Origin of the sequence: Patiriisocius marinistellae, from assembly GCF_009014635.1 — a bacterium.
Lineage (GTDB): Bacteria > Bacteroidota > Bacteroidia > Flavobacteriales > Flavobacteriaceae > Patiriisocius > Patiriisocius marinistellae.
In genome coordinates this window covers 280236-294350 of sequence record NZ_BKCF01000001.1, presented here as the reverse complement: position 1 = coordinate 294350, position 14115 = coordinate 280236, and the positions used below count along the sequence as shown (strand labels likewise).

General features: G+C 34.2%; 11 protein-coding genes and 1 tRNA gene. 3 read left to right on the top strand and 9 right to left on the bottom strand.

The genetic code is table 11. From position 1 onward, the window contains the following. Positions 1-5 precede the first annotated feature (5 nt). The 3 genes from feoB to GB234_RS01260 form a co-directional block, all read right to left on the bottom strand. A complete protein-coding gene (gene feoB, locus GB234_RS01270; protein ID WP_151892696.1) occupies positions 6-2105 on the bottom strand; it encodes a ferrous iron transport protein B in 2100 nt (699 codons plus the stop codon). Continuing rightward, on the bottom strand, positions 2105-2332 hold the full coding sequence (locus GB234_RS01265; RefSeq protein WP_151892695.1) for a FeoA family protein: 228 nt from the start codon (positions 2330-2332) through the stop codon (positions 2105-2107). The genes feoB and GB234_RS01265 overlap by 1 nt, the downstream gene beginning before the upstream one ends. Before the next feature lie 162 nt (positions 2333-2494). After that, positions 2495-3193, bottom strand: coding sequence for an SCO family protein (locus GB234_RS01260; RefSeq protein ID WP_151892694.1), 699 nt, complete (start codon positions 3191-3193; stop codon positions 2495-2497). Positions 3194-3456: 263 nt separating this feature from the next. Here GB234_RS01260 and rseP point away from each other — a divergent pair, with 263 nt between their 5' ends. After that, the gene (rseP, locus tag GB234_RS01255; RefSeq protein ID WP_151892693.1) at positions 3457-4770 is read left to right on the top strand and encodes an RIP metalloprotease RseP; all 1314 of its coding nucleotides are present in this window, start codon (positions 3457-3459) and stop codon (positions 4768-4770) included. Between the two features lie 379 nt (positions 4771-5149). Here the strand turns inward: rseP and GB234_RS01250 are convergent. Both GB234_RS01250 and GB234_RS01245 read right to left on the bottom strand, forming a co-directional pair. Further along, positions 5150-5223: transfer RNA gene (locus GB234_RS01250), tRNA-Asn, on the bottom strand. Positions 5224-5363: 140 nt separating this feature from the next. Further along, positions 5364-6317 carry an NAD-dependent epimerase/dehydratase family protein gene (locus GB234_RS01245; RefSeq protein ID WP_151892692.1) on the bottom strand — a complete coding sequence of 318 codons (954 nt, stop codon included), beginning with the start codon at positions 6315-6317 and terminating at the stop codon, positions 5364-5366. A 138-nt stretch (positions 6318-6455) separates the two neighbouring features. Here GB234_RS01245 and GB234_RS01240 point away from each other — a divergent pair, with 138 nt between their 5' ends. Next, positions 6456-7049, top strand: a complete 594-nt coding sequence (locus tag GB234_RS01240) for a hypothetical protein (protein ID WP_151892691.1) — start codon at positions 6456-6458, stop codon at positions 7047-7049. A 52-nt stretch (positions 7050-7101) separates the two neighbouring features. Then, on the top strand, positions 7102-9171 hold the full coding sequence (locus GB234_RS01235; RefSeq protein ID WP_151892690.1) for a M13 family metallopeptidase: 2070 nt from the start codon (positions 7102-7104) through the stop codon (positions 9169-9171). A gap of 103 nt (positions 9172-9274) precedes the next feature. Here GB234_RS01235 and GB234_RS01230 read toward each other — a convergent pair whose 3' ends face one another. The 4 genes from GB234_RS01230 to GB234_RS01215 form a co-directional block, all read right to left on the bottom strand. Continuing rightward, positions 9275-10084: an NAD(P)-binding domain-containing protein gene (locus GB234_RS01230; RefSeq protein ID WP_151892689.1), complete on the bottom strand. Its 810-nt coding sequence runs from the start codon at positions 10082-10084 to the stop codon at positions 9275-9277. A gap of 4 nt (positions 10085-10088) precedes the next feature. Then, the gene (locus GB234_RS01225) at positions 10089-12434 is read right to left on the bottom strand and encodes a M20/M25/M40 family metallo-hydrolase (RefSeq protein WP_151892688.1); all 2346 of its coding nucleotides are present in this window, start codon (positions 12432-12434) and stop codon (positions 10089-10091) included. 109 nt (positions 12435-12543) lie between these two features. Further along, on the bottom strand, positions 12544-12900 hold the full coding sequence (locus GB234_RS01220; RefSeq protein WP_151892687.1) for a hypothetical protein: 357 nt from the start codon (positions 12898-12900) through the stop codon (positions 12544-12546). A gap of 132 nt (positions 12901-13032) precedes the next feature. Then, the gene (locus GB234_RS01215; protein ID WP_151892686.1) at positions 13033-13974 is read right to left on the bottom strand and encodes a DUF6268 family outer membrane beta-barrel protein; all 942 of its coding nucleotides are present in this window, start codon (positions 13972-13974) and stop codon (positions 13033-13035) included. Positions 13975-14115: the final 141 nt, after the last annotated feature.

Sequence of the window (14115 nt, the reverse complement as noted above, 5' to 3'; positions counted from 1 at the left end):
TTAATTTATTTTAACCATTGATATGCCCCAAGTGCTACAACATAGGCAATCACAGTCATAACCACTAATTGCCACATGGGCCATTTCCAACTATTTGTTTCTCTTTTAACAATCGCAAGCGTACTCATACATTGCATTGCAAATGCATAGAATAATAATAACGAAACACCACTAGCAAAATTAAATAATGGAGTTCCTAAAATTGGGTTTACTTCGGCTGCCATGCGATTTTTAATTGTTTCTTCCTCATCACTACCTACGCTATAAATTGTAGCAAGAGTACCCACAAAAACTTCTCTCGCAGCAAAAGAACTTACTAAAGCAATCCCTATTTTCCAGTCATAACCTAATGGTCGTACGGCAGGTTCTATAAATTTACCTACATGTCCAATGTAACTATTCTCTAATTTAAAAGACGCAATTTGAGTCTCTATTTCTTCTTCTGAAATGTTAGTTGAAATATTTTGTTGTTGTACAATTTCCGAAGCCTTATTAAAGTCGCCTGGACCGTAAGAAGCTAACACCCAAAGGATGATTGAAATTGCTAAAATAATTTTACCAGCACCAAAAACAAATGATTTTGTTTTCTCCAGTACCGTAATCCCTACATTCTTGAATAATGGAAGTTTGTAATTAGGCATCTCTACAACAAAGAATGTCTTACTCCTAATTTTCAACACTTTGTCTAATGCCCAAGCTGAAAATATAGCAGCTCCAAAACCTAATAAATACATAAACATAAGTGTTAATGCTTGTAGGCTTATGATTCCAAGTACTTTTTGCTCAGGTATTACAAGTGCAATTATAATAAGATAAACGGGTAGCCTTGCAGAACAAGTTGTAAATGGTGTTACAAGAATAGTAATTAACCGTTCTTTCCAGTTTTCAATATTTCGGGTTGCCATAATTGCTGGAATGGCACAGGCGGTTCCTGCTATTAAGGGAACAACACTTTTTCCGCTTAATCCAAACCGTCGCATAACTCGGTCCATTAAAAAAACAACTCGGCTCATATAGCCACTTTCTTCAAGGATGGAAATAAAGAAAAACAAAAATGCAATCTGCGGGATGAATATTACGATACCACCAAGTCCTGGGATGATTCCTTCGCTTATAAGATTTGTAAAATCACCCGCGGGTAGATTATTTTTTGTCCACTCACTAAAAGAGGCAAAGGAACTATCAATAAAGTCCATTGGGTAACTACTCCAATCAAAAATAGCTTGGAAGATGAGGAGTAAAATAGCAAAGAATATAACATACCCCCATATTTTGTGCATTAAAACACGGTCTAATCTACTCCTTAAATCTTTAGCATTAGCGGTGTCAATAGTGAGTGTTTCTTTAAGGACACCATTTATAAACTGGTAACGTGCAATAGTTTCTTTTTGCTGTAAACGTTTTAAATTACTCGTACTTTCGGTTTGAAATGAAGCAACCCCTTTCATCTCTTTTCGGTCTAACTTCCCAAAATTTACATCCTGTGTAATTACGAGCCATAATTTATACAAATCTTGATTTGGAAAAGCTTTTCTAAGCCTATCAAAATACTCAGGAGCAATAACCGAAGCATTTAAACTTGGCTTTGTAGATAGCGTTTTATGGGCAATGATAAGTTCTTTTAAGTTTTCAAAGCCATCATTTTTTCTAGAACTAATAAGCGCTACTTTAGTCTCAAGCCTTTGTTCTAACTGCTCTACGTCTAGCGAAATTGCTTTACGTTTCATCCTGTCTGCCATATTTATGGCAAGGATTGTTGGTATTCCTAAATCCTTTATTTGAGTAAATAGGAGAAGGTTACGTTTTAGGTTTTCAACATCAGTAACTACAACTGCGACATCTGGGAAATCCTTGTCGTTTTTATTTAATAATAATTCAATTACAACATTTTCATCTAGTGAAGAAGCATTTAAACTATAGGTGCCAGGAAGATCAAGGATATGAGCTTTTACACCACGTGGAAGTTTGCAAATTCCTTGTTTTTTTTCAACAGTGATTCCGGGATAATTTCCCACTTGTTGATTAAGACCCGTTAATCTATTAAATACAGATGTCTTTCCAGTATTTGGGTTTCCTATAAGTGCAACGTTAATTTGTTTTGCCATTAATCCACGATATCAATTTCAATCTGAGCAGCCGTTTCTTTACGAATAGCAAGATGACTCCCGTTGATATTCAAATAAAGAGGGTCTTGAAAAGGCGCTGTTTGAACGAGCGCCACCTCGTTACCTGGAAGGCATCCCATTTCTAACAATTTTAAGGGCACAACATCTACAGAAAACTCCTTAATGATGCCGCGCTGCCCTTTTTTTAATGATGCTATGGTTGCCATTTACTATCTAGATTGATTTTAAATAAGCAAAAATAAGGTAAATTTTATACACTTAAATGAGAATTACAAAGAGTTTTCCTACTTCGGAAATATAATGGGCTCAATTAATGAAGCGTTACATCAATGTTGTTGAACATCTTTAAAAAAGTAAATGAAAGTGGCTTAGTAATGAAATAGTCCAAAAAACAAAGATTTTTTTCCTTCGTTTTGAAGGATATCAATATCATTTAAAACCTTATCCATGTCCTCTTCAACTGTCCCGTCATAAAAACCACGAATACGTTTTTGTTTGTCGACTAGCACAAAGTTTTCAGTATGTACGAGTCCTAATGGGTCGCCTGGATTTTCTTTCGCTGCAAGATATTGTTTGCGGGCAAGGTTATAGATTTCTAGTTTGTCACCAGTGACTAAATTCCATTTACTATCATCCACACCTTTTTTAATAGCATATTCTTTAAGTCGTTCTGGCGTGTCATACTCTGGCATTACAGTATGAGAGAGAAGCTTTACCTCAGCATTATTTTTTAATTGGTTTTGCAATTGCTCCATATTATCTGTCATAATTGGGCAAATGGTCTGGCAGGTAGTAAAAAAGAAATCTGCAACATAAATTTTATCATTAAAGTCAGCTTGGGTGATGGTTTTTCCATTTTGGTTTGTTAAGCTAAAATCACCCACTGTGTGGTATTTTTTTTGATGTTGAATTGATGGATCAACCATCTCAGCATTAACTTTTGAAGGTTGGTAGATAGGTAAAACTTCAACTGGTTTTAAAATGGTGTAGATAATGCTTATTGTAATTGCAGAAAGCACCAATAAAACGATTCCTAAAAACTTGTATTTTGAAAAAAACTGAAGCATGTTTCCGTCTTTGTAATTTCAGCAAAATTACGACCTAAAACTTATTTTTTCATCCTACCAGACGTTAATATTTTGAGTATAAAGTTTTGGAGTTTTTAAAATTTCCGAAGTGAGACTTTAACTAAGAAATGATATTTTTTTAACCGCAGTGATTGCATTACTTTTGTGCGTTAAAATTGAGGCGAGTTGTTCATTGTGGCAGTCGTTGCGTTTTGGGTTCGATTTTTGAAACCCCACAAAAATTATAGTTAAAAAATTTATATATGAGTCCATTTGCAGTTAAAGCAATACAATTATTATTGAGTTTGTCCTTTTTAATCGTTTTGCACGAATTAGGGCATTTTATTCCAGCCAAATTATTTAAAACACGCGTAGAGAAGTTCTTTTTATTTTTTGATGTAAAATTTGCATTATTCAGTAAAAAAATAGGCGATACCGTCTACGGAATAGGATGGTTGCCATTAGGGGGTTATGTGAAAATATCTGGAATGATTGATGAGAGCATGGACAAGGAACAAATGGAAAAACCTCCGCAGCCATGGGAGTTTAGAAGTAAGCCAGCATGGCAGCGTTTGATAATTATGCTTGGTGGTGTAACTGTAAATATTATTTTAGGTTTTGTAATTTATATGGGAATTTTAGGATTCTACGGTAGAGATATTACGACTAATGAACAATTGCCAGATGGTTTTGCAGTTGATGAGTCTTTTAAACCAATGGGATTTGAAGATGGTGATAAAATTTTAACTGTAAATGGTGAGGAATTTAAAAACGTAACTCAAATTAATAAATATCTTTTTTTAAGGGACGTAAATACAATTGAGGTTTTACATGCAGACGGAACAGAAGAAAGTATTACAATGCCAGAGGACATTGGGACTACCATGTTTCAAAATGATGTTTTAAAACCTTTTAGAGCACGTAATAAACCTATTATTGAGCAGGTGGGAGAAGATTATCCTGCTGAGGCTGCAGGTTTTAAAGTGGGTGATCAAATAGCCATGGTTAATGGGAAAAAAATTGTGTACTGGAATGATTTTCAAGAGGCTGTAAAGGCTAATGGGTTAAAACAAAATAATTTTGTTGTTATACGTGATGGTGCTCCTACAATTTTGAGAGTCACGCCTAATGAAGATGGTGTTGTAGGGTTAAATGCGTTTAATAAAACTATACGTGAGTCGTATAGTTTTGGAGAGAGTATTACTGGAGGTATTAGTTACGGAATGGGTATTTTAGGTGATTATGTACGCCAGTTTAAATATGTTTTTACAAGTAAAGGAGCTTCACAGGTAGGAGGTTTTGGAGCGATAGGAAATTTATTCCCTGATCAATGGGACTGGTTGAGCTTTTGGGAAACAACGGCGTTGATATCTATAATTCTTGCTTTTATGAATATTCTGCCTATTCCTGCACTTGATGGTGGACACGTAATGTTCTTACTTTATGAAATGGTAAGTGGGCGTAAGCCTAACGACAAGTTTATGGAATATGCGCAAATGGTAGGTTTCTTCCTTTTAATAGGCTTGGTATTATTCGCAAACGGGAATGATATTTATAGGTGGTTATTTAAAGGATAGCGCAATTGTTTACAATTTTGAAAACCCAATCTGGCTTAGCTAGATTGGGTTTTTTTATAGTAATTTTTATAATCTTAGAGGTATAATTAATATACATCTTCTATTCGGAGGTCTGCTATGTAATGTCTTGATTACTGATAGTGAAGATGTTGCATATATTAGGTAGGATTTTATGTCTGTAAAATGTTTTAAATGAGACAATAAATGTTTTTATATATTAGTGATAATTTAAAAAAAAACTTAAAAATTGGTAAGATTTGATTAGTCACGAAAAAGGACAATTTGATTAAAAAAAGTAAAAATGGGATATAAAACGGGGTAAAATTATATTTAATAAATCAAAAAAGCCTGCATATCAAAGATATACAGGCTTTACTCGCTCCTCTTCTTGGGCTCGAACCAAGGACCCTCTGATTAACAGTCAGATGCTCTAACCAACTGAGCTAAAGAGGAATTTCATATAGAAAATTAAAGACTATTGCCTTTAGCGGATGCAAATATAAATGTTTTTTAATTTTGATAAAATAAATTTCAATTTTTTTTTAAATCTTTTATTTTAAAAAAACTAATCATATTCTTCTAAAGTAAATACTTTAGTAACTTTCTTTCAAATTCTCTATCATAATTGCAGTCATTTCATCAAGAGAAATTTGATGTTCCCATCCCCAATCTTCGCGCGCAGTACTGTCGTCAATAGTTTGTGGCCAAGAATCTGCAATAGCTTGTCTAAAATCTGGCTCATAACTTATTTCAAAATCAGGAATATGTTTTTTAATACTGTTTGTAATTTCTTCTGGATTAAAACTCATTGAAGCTACATTATATGAACTTGTAATCTTAATATCCTCTTCTGCAGCCATCATAATATTTACAGTGGCTCTAATAGCATCGTCCATAAACATCATAGGTAGCGTAGTTTCAGCATTAAGAAAACATATGTACTTTTTGTGTTTTAAAGCTTTATGGTAAATATCTACAGCATAATCTGTCGTACCGCCACCAGGTAATGTTTTGTAACTTATTAAACCAGGATAGCGTATGCTTCTTACATCTACTCCGTAACGTTTACTATAATATTCACACCAGCGCTCTCCCGTTTGTTTACTTATTCCATAAACGGTTGAAGGTTCCATAACGGTGCGTTGTGGAGTATCAGATTTGGGAGTGGTAGGACCAAAGACAGCAATACTTGACGGCCAAAATATTTTATCAATCTTCCCTTCCTTTGCAAGGTTTAAAACATTGAAAAGCGAATTCATATTTAAGTTCCAAGCTTTCATCGGAAATTTTTCACCAGTAGCACTCAACATTGCTGCCATTAAATAAACATCAGTAATTTCATAACTAATAATTACATCTTGGATTGCATCATAATCCATAGCATCAATAATCTCGAATGGACCACTTTTCATCAACTCATCAGAACCTTCATAAATATCACTAGCAATAACTTTATTATTTCCGTAGATATCACGCAACTTTGCAGTCAATTCAGTTCCTATTTGCCCGCAGGCACCAATTATTAAAATTCTTTTTTTTAAAGACATATTGTTTGTATCAATGGGGTTTGAATGGCAACTGCCAAAATTTTAGGGGTAAATATAACGATTAAAACACCCATATATTTCTAAAATAAATGTAGAGTTGTAACAGAAAAACTATATTTGCTTTTCTTTAAAGGTATTATGAGCTTTCTGAAATTTACAGCCCTTATTTTTTTTGCCATTGTTTGTATGGCGAGTTGTGAAAATATAGAAAATCAAAATGAAGAGAACTCTCAAAATCAAAATTTAGAGAATACGTTCTTCGGAAATAAAACATACCAATTTCCTTTAATTTCACCCGAAGCTATCAACTATGTTTCAGACTGGGCTGTTTTTGAAGATTTTAGAACTGAAGCTTTTGAAATTAACGGAAATAACATCAACCAGCTTAAAGCAGGTAGCGAAAGACTGGTTGCGCGAGTGGATTCCTTAATAAAAAAGATACCAGATACATTAGATACTCAGCAAATTTACTCAAGGGTTTTAGTTGTAAAGACTCGAGCATCATTACTTTTTCAAGAAGTAAATAGAGTAGAGGTTGACTCCATTAGTGTCCAGCAGCACATTTCAGAAATGAACATAGCAACATCAAATTTAATTACTCAAATCAATGGTAAATTTGAAAAAGACGCGATTGATTTTGAACGAACAGACAATGAAAAAAAGGAATTAGAGCTGCAAAAGAAAAAAGCTGATTCCATTTTCAAAGCCGAACTAAAAGATAATCAAAATTAACTGTAACACAATACACTTTTTTATTACTAACATCCTAATAAAACTAATTAAAATGAAAAACAATAAATGGATTTTGGCTGCTGCGGTGGCCGCTACTACAACACTTTTCGTGTCATGCGATGATACAAAGAAAGGTGACGTAGCTAAGGATACCGAAGAACGCGGGATTATCCTTTCAAATATGGACACAACATTAAGTCCTAAAGCAGACTTTTATAACTATGTGAATGGTAGCTGGATGAAAAACACTGAAATTCCAGACGATCAAGTACGTTGGGGAGGTTTTGGTGTATTGCGTAAAAAAACAGATGCAGATGTACTTGCAATCTTAGAAAAAGCAGAAAAAAGTGGAAAATATGATGCTGGGACTGATCAAGCTAAAGCACTAGCGATTTTTAATTCTAAGTTAGATACTGTTGCTAGAAATCAAGCGGGTATTGAGCCTATAAAAGCAACACTTGCTAAAATTGAAGCAATGAAAACCGTTGAAGATTTTCAACGTTTAATGACGGAAGATGCTGTTTCTGTATCTCAACCTTTTGTAGGGGTTGCGGCTTTTTCAAACCCAAGCAATAGCTCAATAAACTCAGCATACATTACTCCTGGCGGCTTAGGTCTTCCAGATAGAGATTATTATACAAATATGGACGCTAAGTCTGTTGAGATTCGTGGTCAATATGTAGATCATATTACTAGAATGTTACAGTTTTTAGGTGATGATGAGACTAGTGCACGTAAACAAGCTGAAACTATTTTAGCTTTTGAAACTAAGCTAGCAACACCGCGTTTAGACAAGGTGGCAAGTAGAGACTTTAGGAATTTCAACAATCCACGTTCTATGGATCAAGTTCAAAAAATGGCTCCTTCAATCCAATGGAAAAAAGCATTTAAGGATTTAGGTGTTGAAAAAGAATTAGATACTGTTATTGTAATGCAACCTAAATATATGGATGTAGTACAGAAAACACTTGCGCAAGGTGATGTAGATACTTGGAAAACAGTAATGCGTTGGGCAACTTTAAATGGTGCAGCAGGGCAATTGACTACGGAGATTGAAACAGCTAATTGGGACTTTTATAGCAAAACATTGAGTGGTGCTAAAAAACAACGTCCAGCAGATGAACGTGCATTAGCTACTGTAAATGGTACAATGGGTGAGGCGCTTGGTCAATTATATGTTGACGAAATGTTTCCACCAGAGGCAAAAGAAAAAGCAGAAACGATGATTGCAAATGTAATTGCTGCATACCAAGATCGTATTCAAGCATTAGACTGGATGAGTGAGGAAACAAAAGTAAAAGCAGTTGAGAAGCTTGATAAATTTACTGTTAAAATAGGGTATCCTGATAAATGGGAGGATTATAGCTCAATGGATGTTTCGGCAGATAAAAGTTATTATGAAAATATGCTAGCTGTTGGAGCATGGGGATTAAAAGATAATCTATCTGAAATTAACGAACCAGTTGACCGTACAGAGTGGGGAATGTCTCCTCAAACTGTAAATGCATATTTCAATCCATTTAATAATGAGATTGTATTTCCAGCGGCAATTTTACAACCTCCATTTTACGATTACAAAGCTGATGAGGCTGTAAATTATGGAGGAATAGGAGCTGTGATTGGTCATGAAATTTCACATGCATTTGATGATAGTGGAGCTCGTTTTGATGGCGACGGAAATTTAGTAAACTGGTGGACTGAAGAAGACCTTGAAAAATTTGGTGAAAGAGGTGGAGCACTTGCTGAGCAGTATGATGCTATAGAAGTTTTAGACAGTGTTTATGTAAATGGAAAATTTACACTTGGAGAAAATATTGGAGATCTAGGTGGTGTACTAGCTGCGTATGATGGTTTACAGCGTTACTATAAAGATAATGGAAGACCAGAACCTATTGATGGATTTACTCCAGAGCAACGTTTCTTTATGAGTTGGGCAACCGTATGGAGAACAAAGCAACGTGATGAGTCTTTAAGAACACAAGTAAAGACAGATCCACATACACCAGGACGTTGGAGAGCAACAGAGCCCCTTAAAAATGTTGATGCATTCTACGAAGCATTTGACATCAAAGAAGGTGATCCTATGTATGTAGCTCCAGAAAACAGAGTAAGAATCTGGTAGTTTAGTTAGATGCTCAATTAAAAAAGAGCATTGAATACAAAAGATTAAAAAAAATCTCGGTAGCATTGCTATCGAGATTTTTTTTTAATCTTAAAAATTTTGATTATTGATTTAAAGGGTTTTTAAATTCAAAACCCAATACTAGTTTAAGATTTAAAGAATCCACTTGTTTCCCTTCTGAAATTTCTTCATTTGAAAATTGTGGTGGTTCAAGTCCCAGTTTTAACGCTTCACTATAATAAAAATCTTTCTTTAAAGGATGCTCAGGGTGTACACCATTAAATATAGTCCCAAAGCTGTCTTTATTTATAATACGCAGTAATATCTTGATACAATCATTTCTATGGATTAAGTTTACCGCGTCATTGCCACCATTTAAATCTTTTCTTCCAGCTAAATATTTTACAGGTTGACGTGTACCTCCCATAAGTCCGCCAAAACGTAGGATAGAGGTTTTAAAATCTGGTGTATTAAAAAACAATTGCTCTACCTTAAATAGTTGTCTTCCAGCTTCAGTATTGGGTTCGGGGATGTCTTTTTCGGTAACAACGCCTTGTTCATCTCCATAAACTGACGTGCTACTTATAAAAACCACTTTCTCAATTTTGGATTGTTTAATTTCGGCTAAAAAATGAGACATTTTTAACACATAATCTGCACCCGAGTTACGGCGTAGCCCCGGAGGAATCATAATTATTAATACATCTGTGTTTTTTAAAAAACCTTGGGGTGAACCTAAAACACCTTCCTCGGTAATATTTACTGCATACGCATCTATACCATTGTTTTGTAATCCACCAGCTTTCTTTTGGCTAGTTACAGAACCTTTTACTTTATATCCAAGTATCATTAAATGCTGTGCTAGCGGTTTTCCTAGCCAGCCTAATCCTGCAATTGCGATTGTTTTACTCATATTTTTATTGAACGCTATCTACTTTCTTGTTATTCATTTCGGTTACTTTAAAACTTTTACTTACAATCACCGCATCAGTATTAATAAACGGTTTAGGCATCATTGTTTTTTCTCTTGCTTTTACATTAAGTATTTTATTATCCATTAAATTTAATGAGTATTCTAATGCTTTAAAAGTAACTTGAGGAGCTTTTTCGGGGAGCACATATCGCACCTCTAATGAGTCTTTGTCTGCTACGTAATAACGCAACAAGTTATTGTGTGGTCGATTAAAAAAGTGCTGCCCTAAAACATCTGTTGTTTTTGGAGAAACTCCATTAAACGAGAGCTTTTCAAAGGCAATGTCTTTGTCTGCATATAACATTATTTGATGTACATCACGTTGTGGTAAATAAGTAAATGTAACATCTCGCAAACCATTAGTTATGGTATCTTTTTCTAATCTAATTTTAAAAGGTGGAATGTCAATTTTAGGTGCAACACCAGCATAAGTATAGCCAGAATTATATTTGCTACCAGCAGAAGCTTCTACATAATTTGCTGCGGGTTTTGGTTTTTCTCCTAAATATGATTTTGTCCAATTATCTAATATAGTATCATATGTTAGCCAAAAAGCATCACCATTGTCAATATCTTGATAATAAACAAGACTATTGGGTTTTTGGCGAGTTTCAGAAAATTCACTTTTAAAATGAGATATAATGAAAAAGACAAATGCTACGCCAAAAAATAAATAGGCTAATATGTTTTTCATTTTATAAAAGCCTAAAACGGGTAATAACAAACCAAATAATAGAACCGTTACAACACAGCTAATTACAATATGATCTGACCCTAAGCCTATAGGAAAAAACTGAATAAGAGGAGCGAAGATAAAAACTGCAGGCGCACCTAATAACGCCATGCCAATGTAACTAGGCGTACTCCATTTTAACAATATAAACCAAGATAATAAACCAAAGAAAATGGGAATAATAAAAAACCCAGCTCCTTTAATAAACATAAAAATAGCTAGATTTAAAATTATCCAGAAAAATAATGGCGCGACTAATAAATTTACAACGGTAGTACGTTTTGAAAATATATGATAAACTATAAATATAATTGCAAGAGACAAACTTACAAAAAAGGCAATGTACCAATGGCCATTATATTTAAAACCATGTTGTACCTCAGCATATTGAGGGTACAGCCATTCTATTAATTTCCAACCAAAAAACCCGATTATCCCACACAACACTAATGAAAATAAAAAAGGCAAAAAACCACGACCTATGCTCGCTAAGTTTAGTTTATGTTTTGAAATACCATAAAATAGTAAAATAAAAAATAAAACCCCTGCTATTACTACCATAGGCAAAATCCACGAAAAAGGATAGTGAATAAACTTGATAAAAGGCATATTTACATAAACACTATCCTCTAGTGTTTTTAATGCATTGAGGTCAGCATCAGCAAAATAATGTAACAACGGTAAAAGGTAGGTGCCTTGATGCTGCAAGGTTTCAATGTCCAGATTTTCTACATTGTCATTTACAGTGTGGTAGTCATAATGGTCATCTATAAAAGCGAAAAAGAAACTTTCAATATCACCATCCTCCTTAAAAACGGTAGAATCAGTATCATTTGGCAGCATTTTATACACACTATACATAAGTGATGATGCTACGGGGAATTCCACTTTTGCAGCAGCAAAAGCTTTAATGAGATTTGTATTTCCACCGTTAGTTTCAACAATCATATTACTAGGGCCGCCACTTCCACGGGCTTCAAAATTGAGCACTAACCCCACATTTTTTGCCCAGCGATGTTCGTTTACAAAAAGCGATGCGCCATCGAGACCTATTTCTTCGCCATCACTAAAAAGTATAACAACATCATTAGTAGGAGTTTTTCCACTTGCTTTGTAAGCACGTAAACTTTCAAGAATGGTCACCACACCGCTACCAGCATCACTTGCCCCAAGAGATGGGACTAAGGCACTGTCATAATGTGAGAGAAGCACTAACGATTTTCCTCTTCCGTTTCCTTTTAAACGGGCGACAATGTTTTTTGGTTTTATCAATCCTCTTCGGGCTCCACTGAGAACAAAGCCTTCTTGAACCTCTACTTCTAACCCTAATTTTTGTAATTCTGAAACAAGAAAACTACGAACTCTCGTATGTTCTTCTGTACCATGAAAGTGTGGTTTTTTACTTATTTCTTTCAAAGGGACTAATGCACGTTCAGTAGAAAACTCAGTATCAGGAGTTGAGGCGAGTGATCCGCCACTGGGCATTAAGGTTTCAAAACTGATGAATACTAATAATAAAACGACAACAAACGAAATGATTGCACTTAAATGTTTCATGAGGGATGGTGGATTAGCCGGATAAAAATAGCACTTTTATAATGCTTTTAAAAATAGCTTCGGAAAAGTGACTACATCGTTAAATTTAGAGGTTGGATTACTATAATAACTATACTTGTAAATCTACTTTAACCAATAAATACCAGTCGTTTTCTAACGGAAGGTATCCTTGGTCATACACATAAAAATAAACACTTCCTGTTTTTGTGACGTACTGTCCTGTGAAAAATTTAAAATTAAAACCATGTTTTAAGAGCGTGTCTTTTTTGATTTTAGTTTTCTCTTTTCCATTGGCTTTTTGAAGAATTCGGTAGTTTTTGCGAAGTCTATTGTTAATGTTACGTACTAGATTGCTTTGGTCTTTGTTTAGGGTGTTATTATGGGAATTTCGGCAGCCATCACTGCAGAATTTTTTATCTGCACGACCTATTATTTTATTTCCACATTCTGGGCAAGCTCTATCCATGGATTAAAGATAGGAAAAAATAGTTGGTGTTGTTTACTTGGTAGCTGTTAGTAAAGTGAGGAAGTTTGATTCAATTAAATTAAAAACGATATGTTTTATTAATCTAATATTTCCGAAGAAAAAAATGCATTACTATTTATCTACTTTGCTCAAATTAAAACGGTAAAGAACTTCAACTTTTGCAAATATACCACCACTATTTATAGGGTTTAATTGGGTGCGCTCAGAACCAAAATCGAATGCAGAAATTCTTAGATCAATATTATCTCCATCTTCATACGCTTCTGCGTCAATATCACTATAACCAAGTTTTCCTCTTAATAAAATACTTTTTTCAAGCATTGCGTATTGCGCATAAATGGAAAAATCAAGTGAGCCATAATCCACATAATAGTCTGGTGTGTTCTCTTGATGAATATCAAAACTTCTACCTATACCAAAATAATCAACACCAACTGCCCAGTTTTCAAAACGGTAATTAACATCGGCCGAAATAGGTAATGAAGCATCTACTTCTAATCGCTCATTTGGGCTTAAATAATAGAAACCTAGTATGGGGGTTGTGAATATTCCATAAGCTTGATCCATTGCGTAAATCCCTAAGCGATACTTTAAATGTTCGTTTTTTTGATATTTAATAACCGCAACGCCACCAAGATAAAGGTCATCGCTAGAGATATCCTTATAATCTGATGACAGGTTGGGTAGGACTACAAAAGTTCCGCTCCATTTCTCGTTAAAATTTGTTGCGAGACCTATTTTTAATACAGTGCTGTAGAGATTTATACGCTTAGATAATGATTGTGGAGCTAATGGATTTTGAGTTAAGAATGAATCTGGAAATAATTGCAAATTATTATTGCTGTGTAAAAAACCAGTAATTATTGCATTATTCTCATCAATTACAATGGGATATGTAAAATCAGCATCAAGTGATTTAATATTCATTTCATCAGTAAATCCCTCAAAACTATGATTAAAAGAGTTGCCGTAACTTACTTTAAGGATGTCAACGTAATCTTGTGCGGTTGTGATTGTTGTAAAAAAAAATAGAATTAAAATAATTTTTTTCAATGCAGTAAGGTTTAGTCAAGAAAGATACATATTTAAAAATAGTAGATAAAAGCTATATTTAATATTCTAATTAATAATAGAATTAAAATCCTAAATAAAACGTTATTAGTTGTTTAATGAATAGCTGTACTGAAATATAAG

Coding starts and splice junctions, on each gene's coding strand:
- rseP (WP_151892693.1), top strand. CDS start 3,457: ATGAGTCCATTTGCAGTTAAAGCAATACAATTATTATTGAGTTTGTCC.
- feoB (WP_151892696.1), bottom strand. CDS start 2,105: ATGGCAAAACAAATTAACGTTGCACTTATAGGAAACCCAAATACTGGA.
- GB234_RS01225 (WP_151892688.1), bottom strand. CDS start 12,434: ATGAAACATTTAAGTGCAATCATTTCGTTTGTTGTCGTTTTATTATTA.
- GB234_RS01240 (WP_151892691.1), top strand. CDS start 6,456: ATGAGCTTTCTGAAATTTACAGCCCTTATTTTTTTTGCCATTGTTTGT.
- GB234_RS01265 (WP_151892695.1), bottom strand. CDS start 2,332: ATGGCAACCATAGCATCATTAAAAAAAGGGCAGCGCGGCATCATTAAG.
- GB234_RS01260 (WP_151892694.1), bottom strand. CDS start 3,193: ATGCTTCAGTTTTTTTCAAAATACAAGTTTTTAGGAATCGTTTTATTG.
- GB234_RS01235 (WP_151892690.1), top strand. CDS start 7,102: ATGAAAAACAATAAATGGATTTTGGCTGCTGCGGTGGCCGCTACTACA.
- GB234_RS01220 (WP_151892687.1), bottom strand. CDS start 12,900: ATGGATAGAGCTTGCCCAGAATGTGGAAATAAAATAATAGGTCGTGCA.
- GB234_RS01230 (WP_151892689.1), bottom strand. CDS start 10,084: ATGAGTAAAACAATCGCAATTGCAGGATTAGGCTGGCTAGGAAAACCG.
- GB234_RS01245 (WP_151892692.1), bottom strand. CDS start 6,317: ATGTCTTTAAAAAAAAGAATTTTAATAATTGGTGCCTGCGGGCAAATA.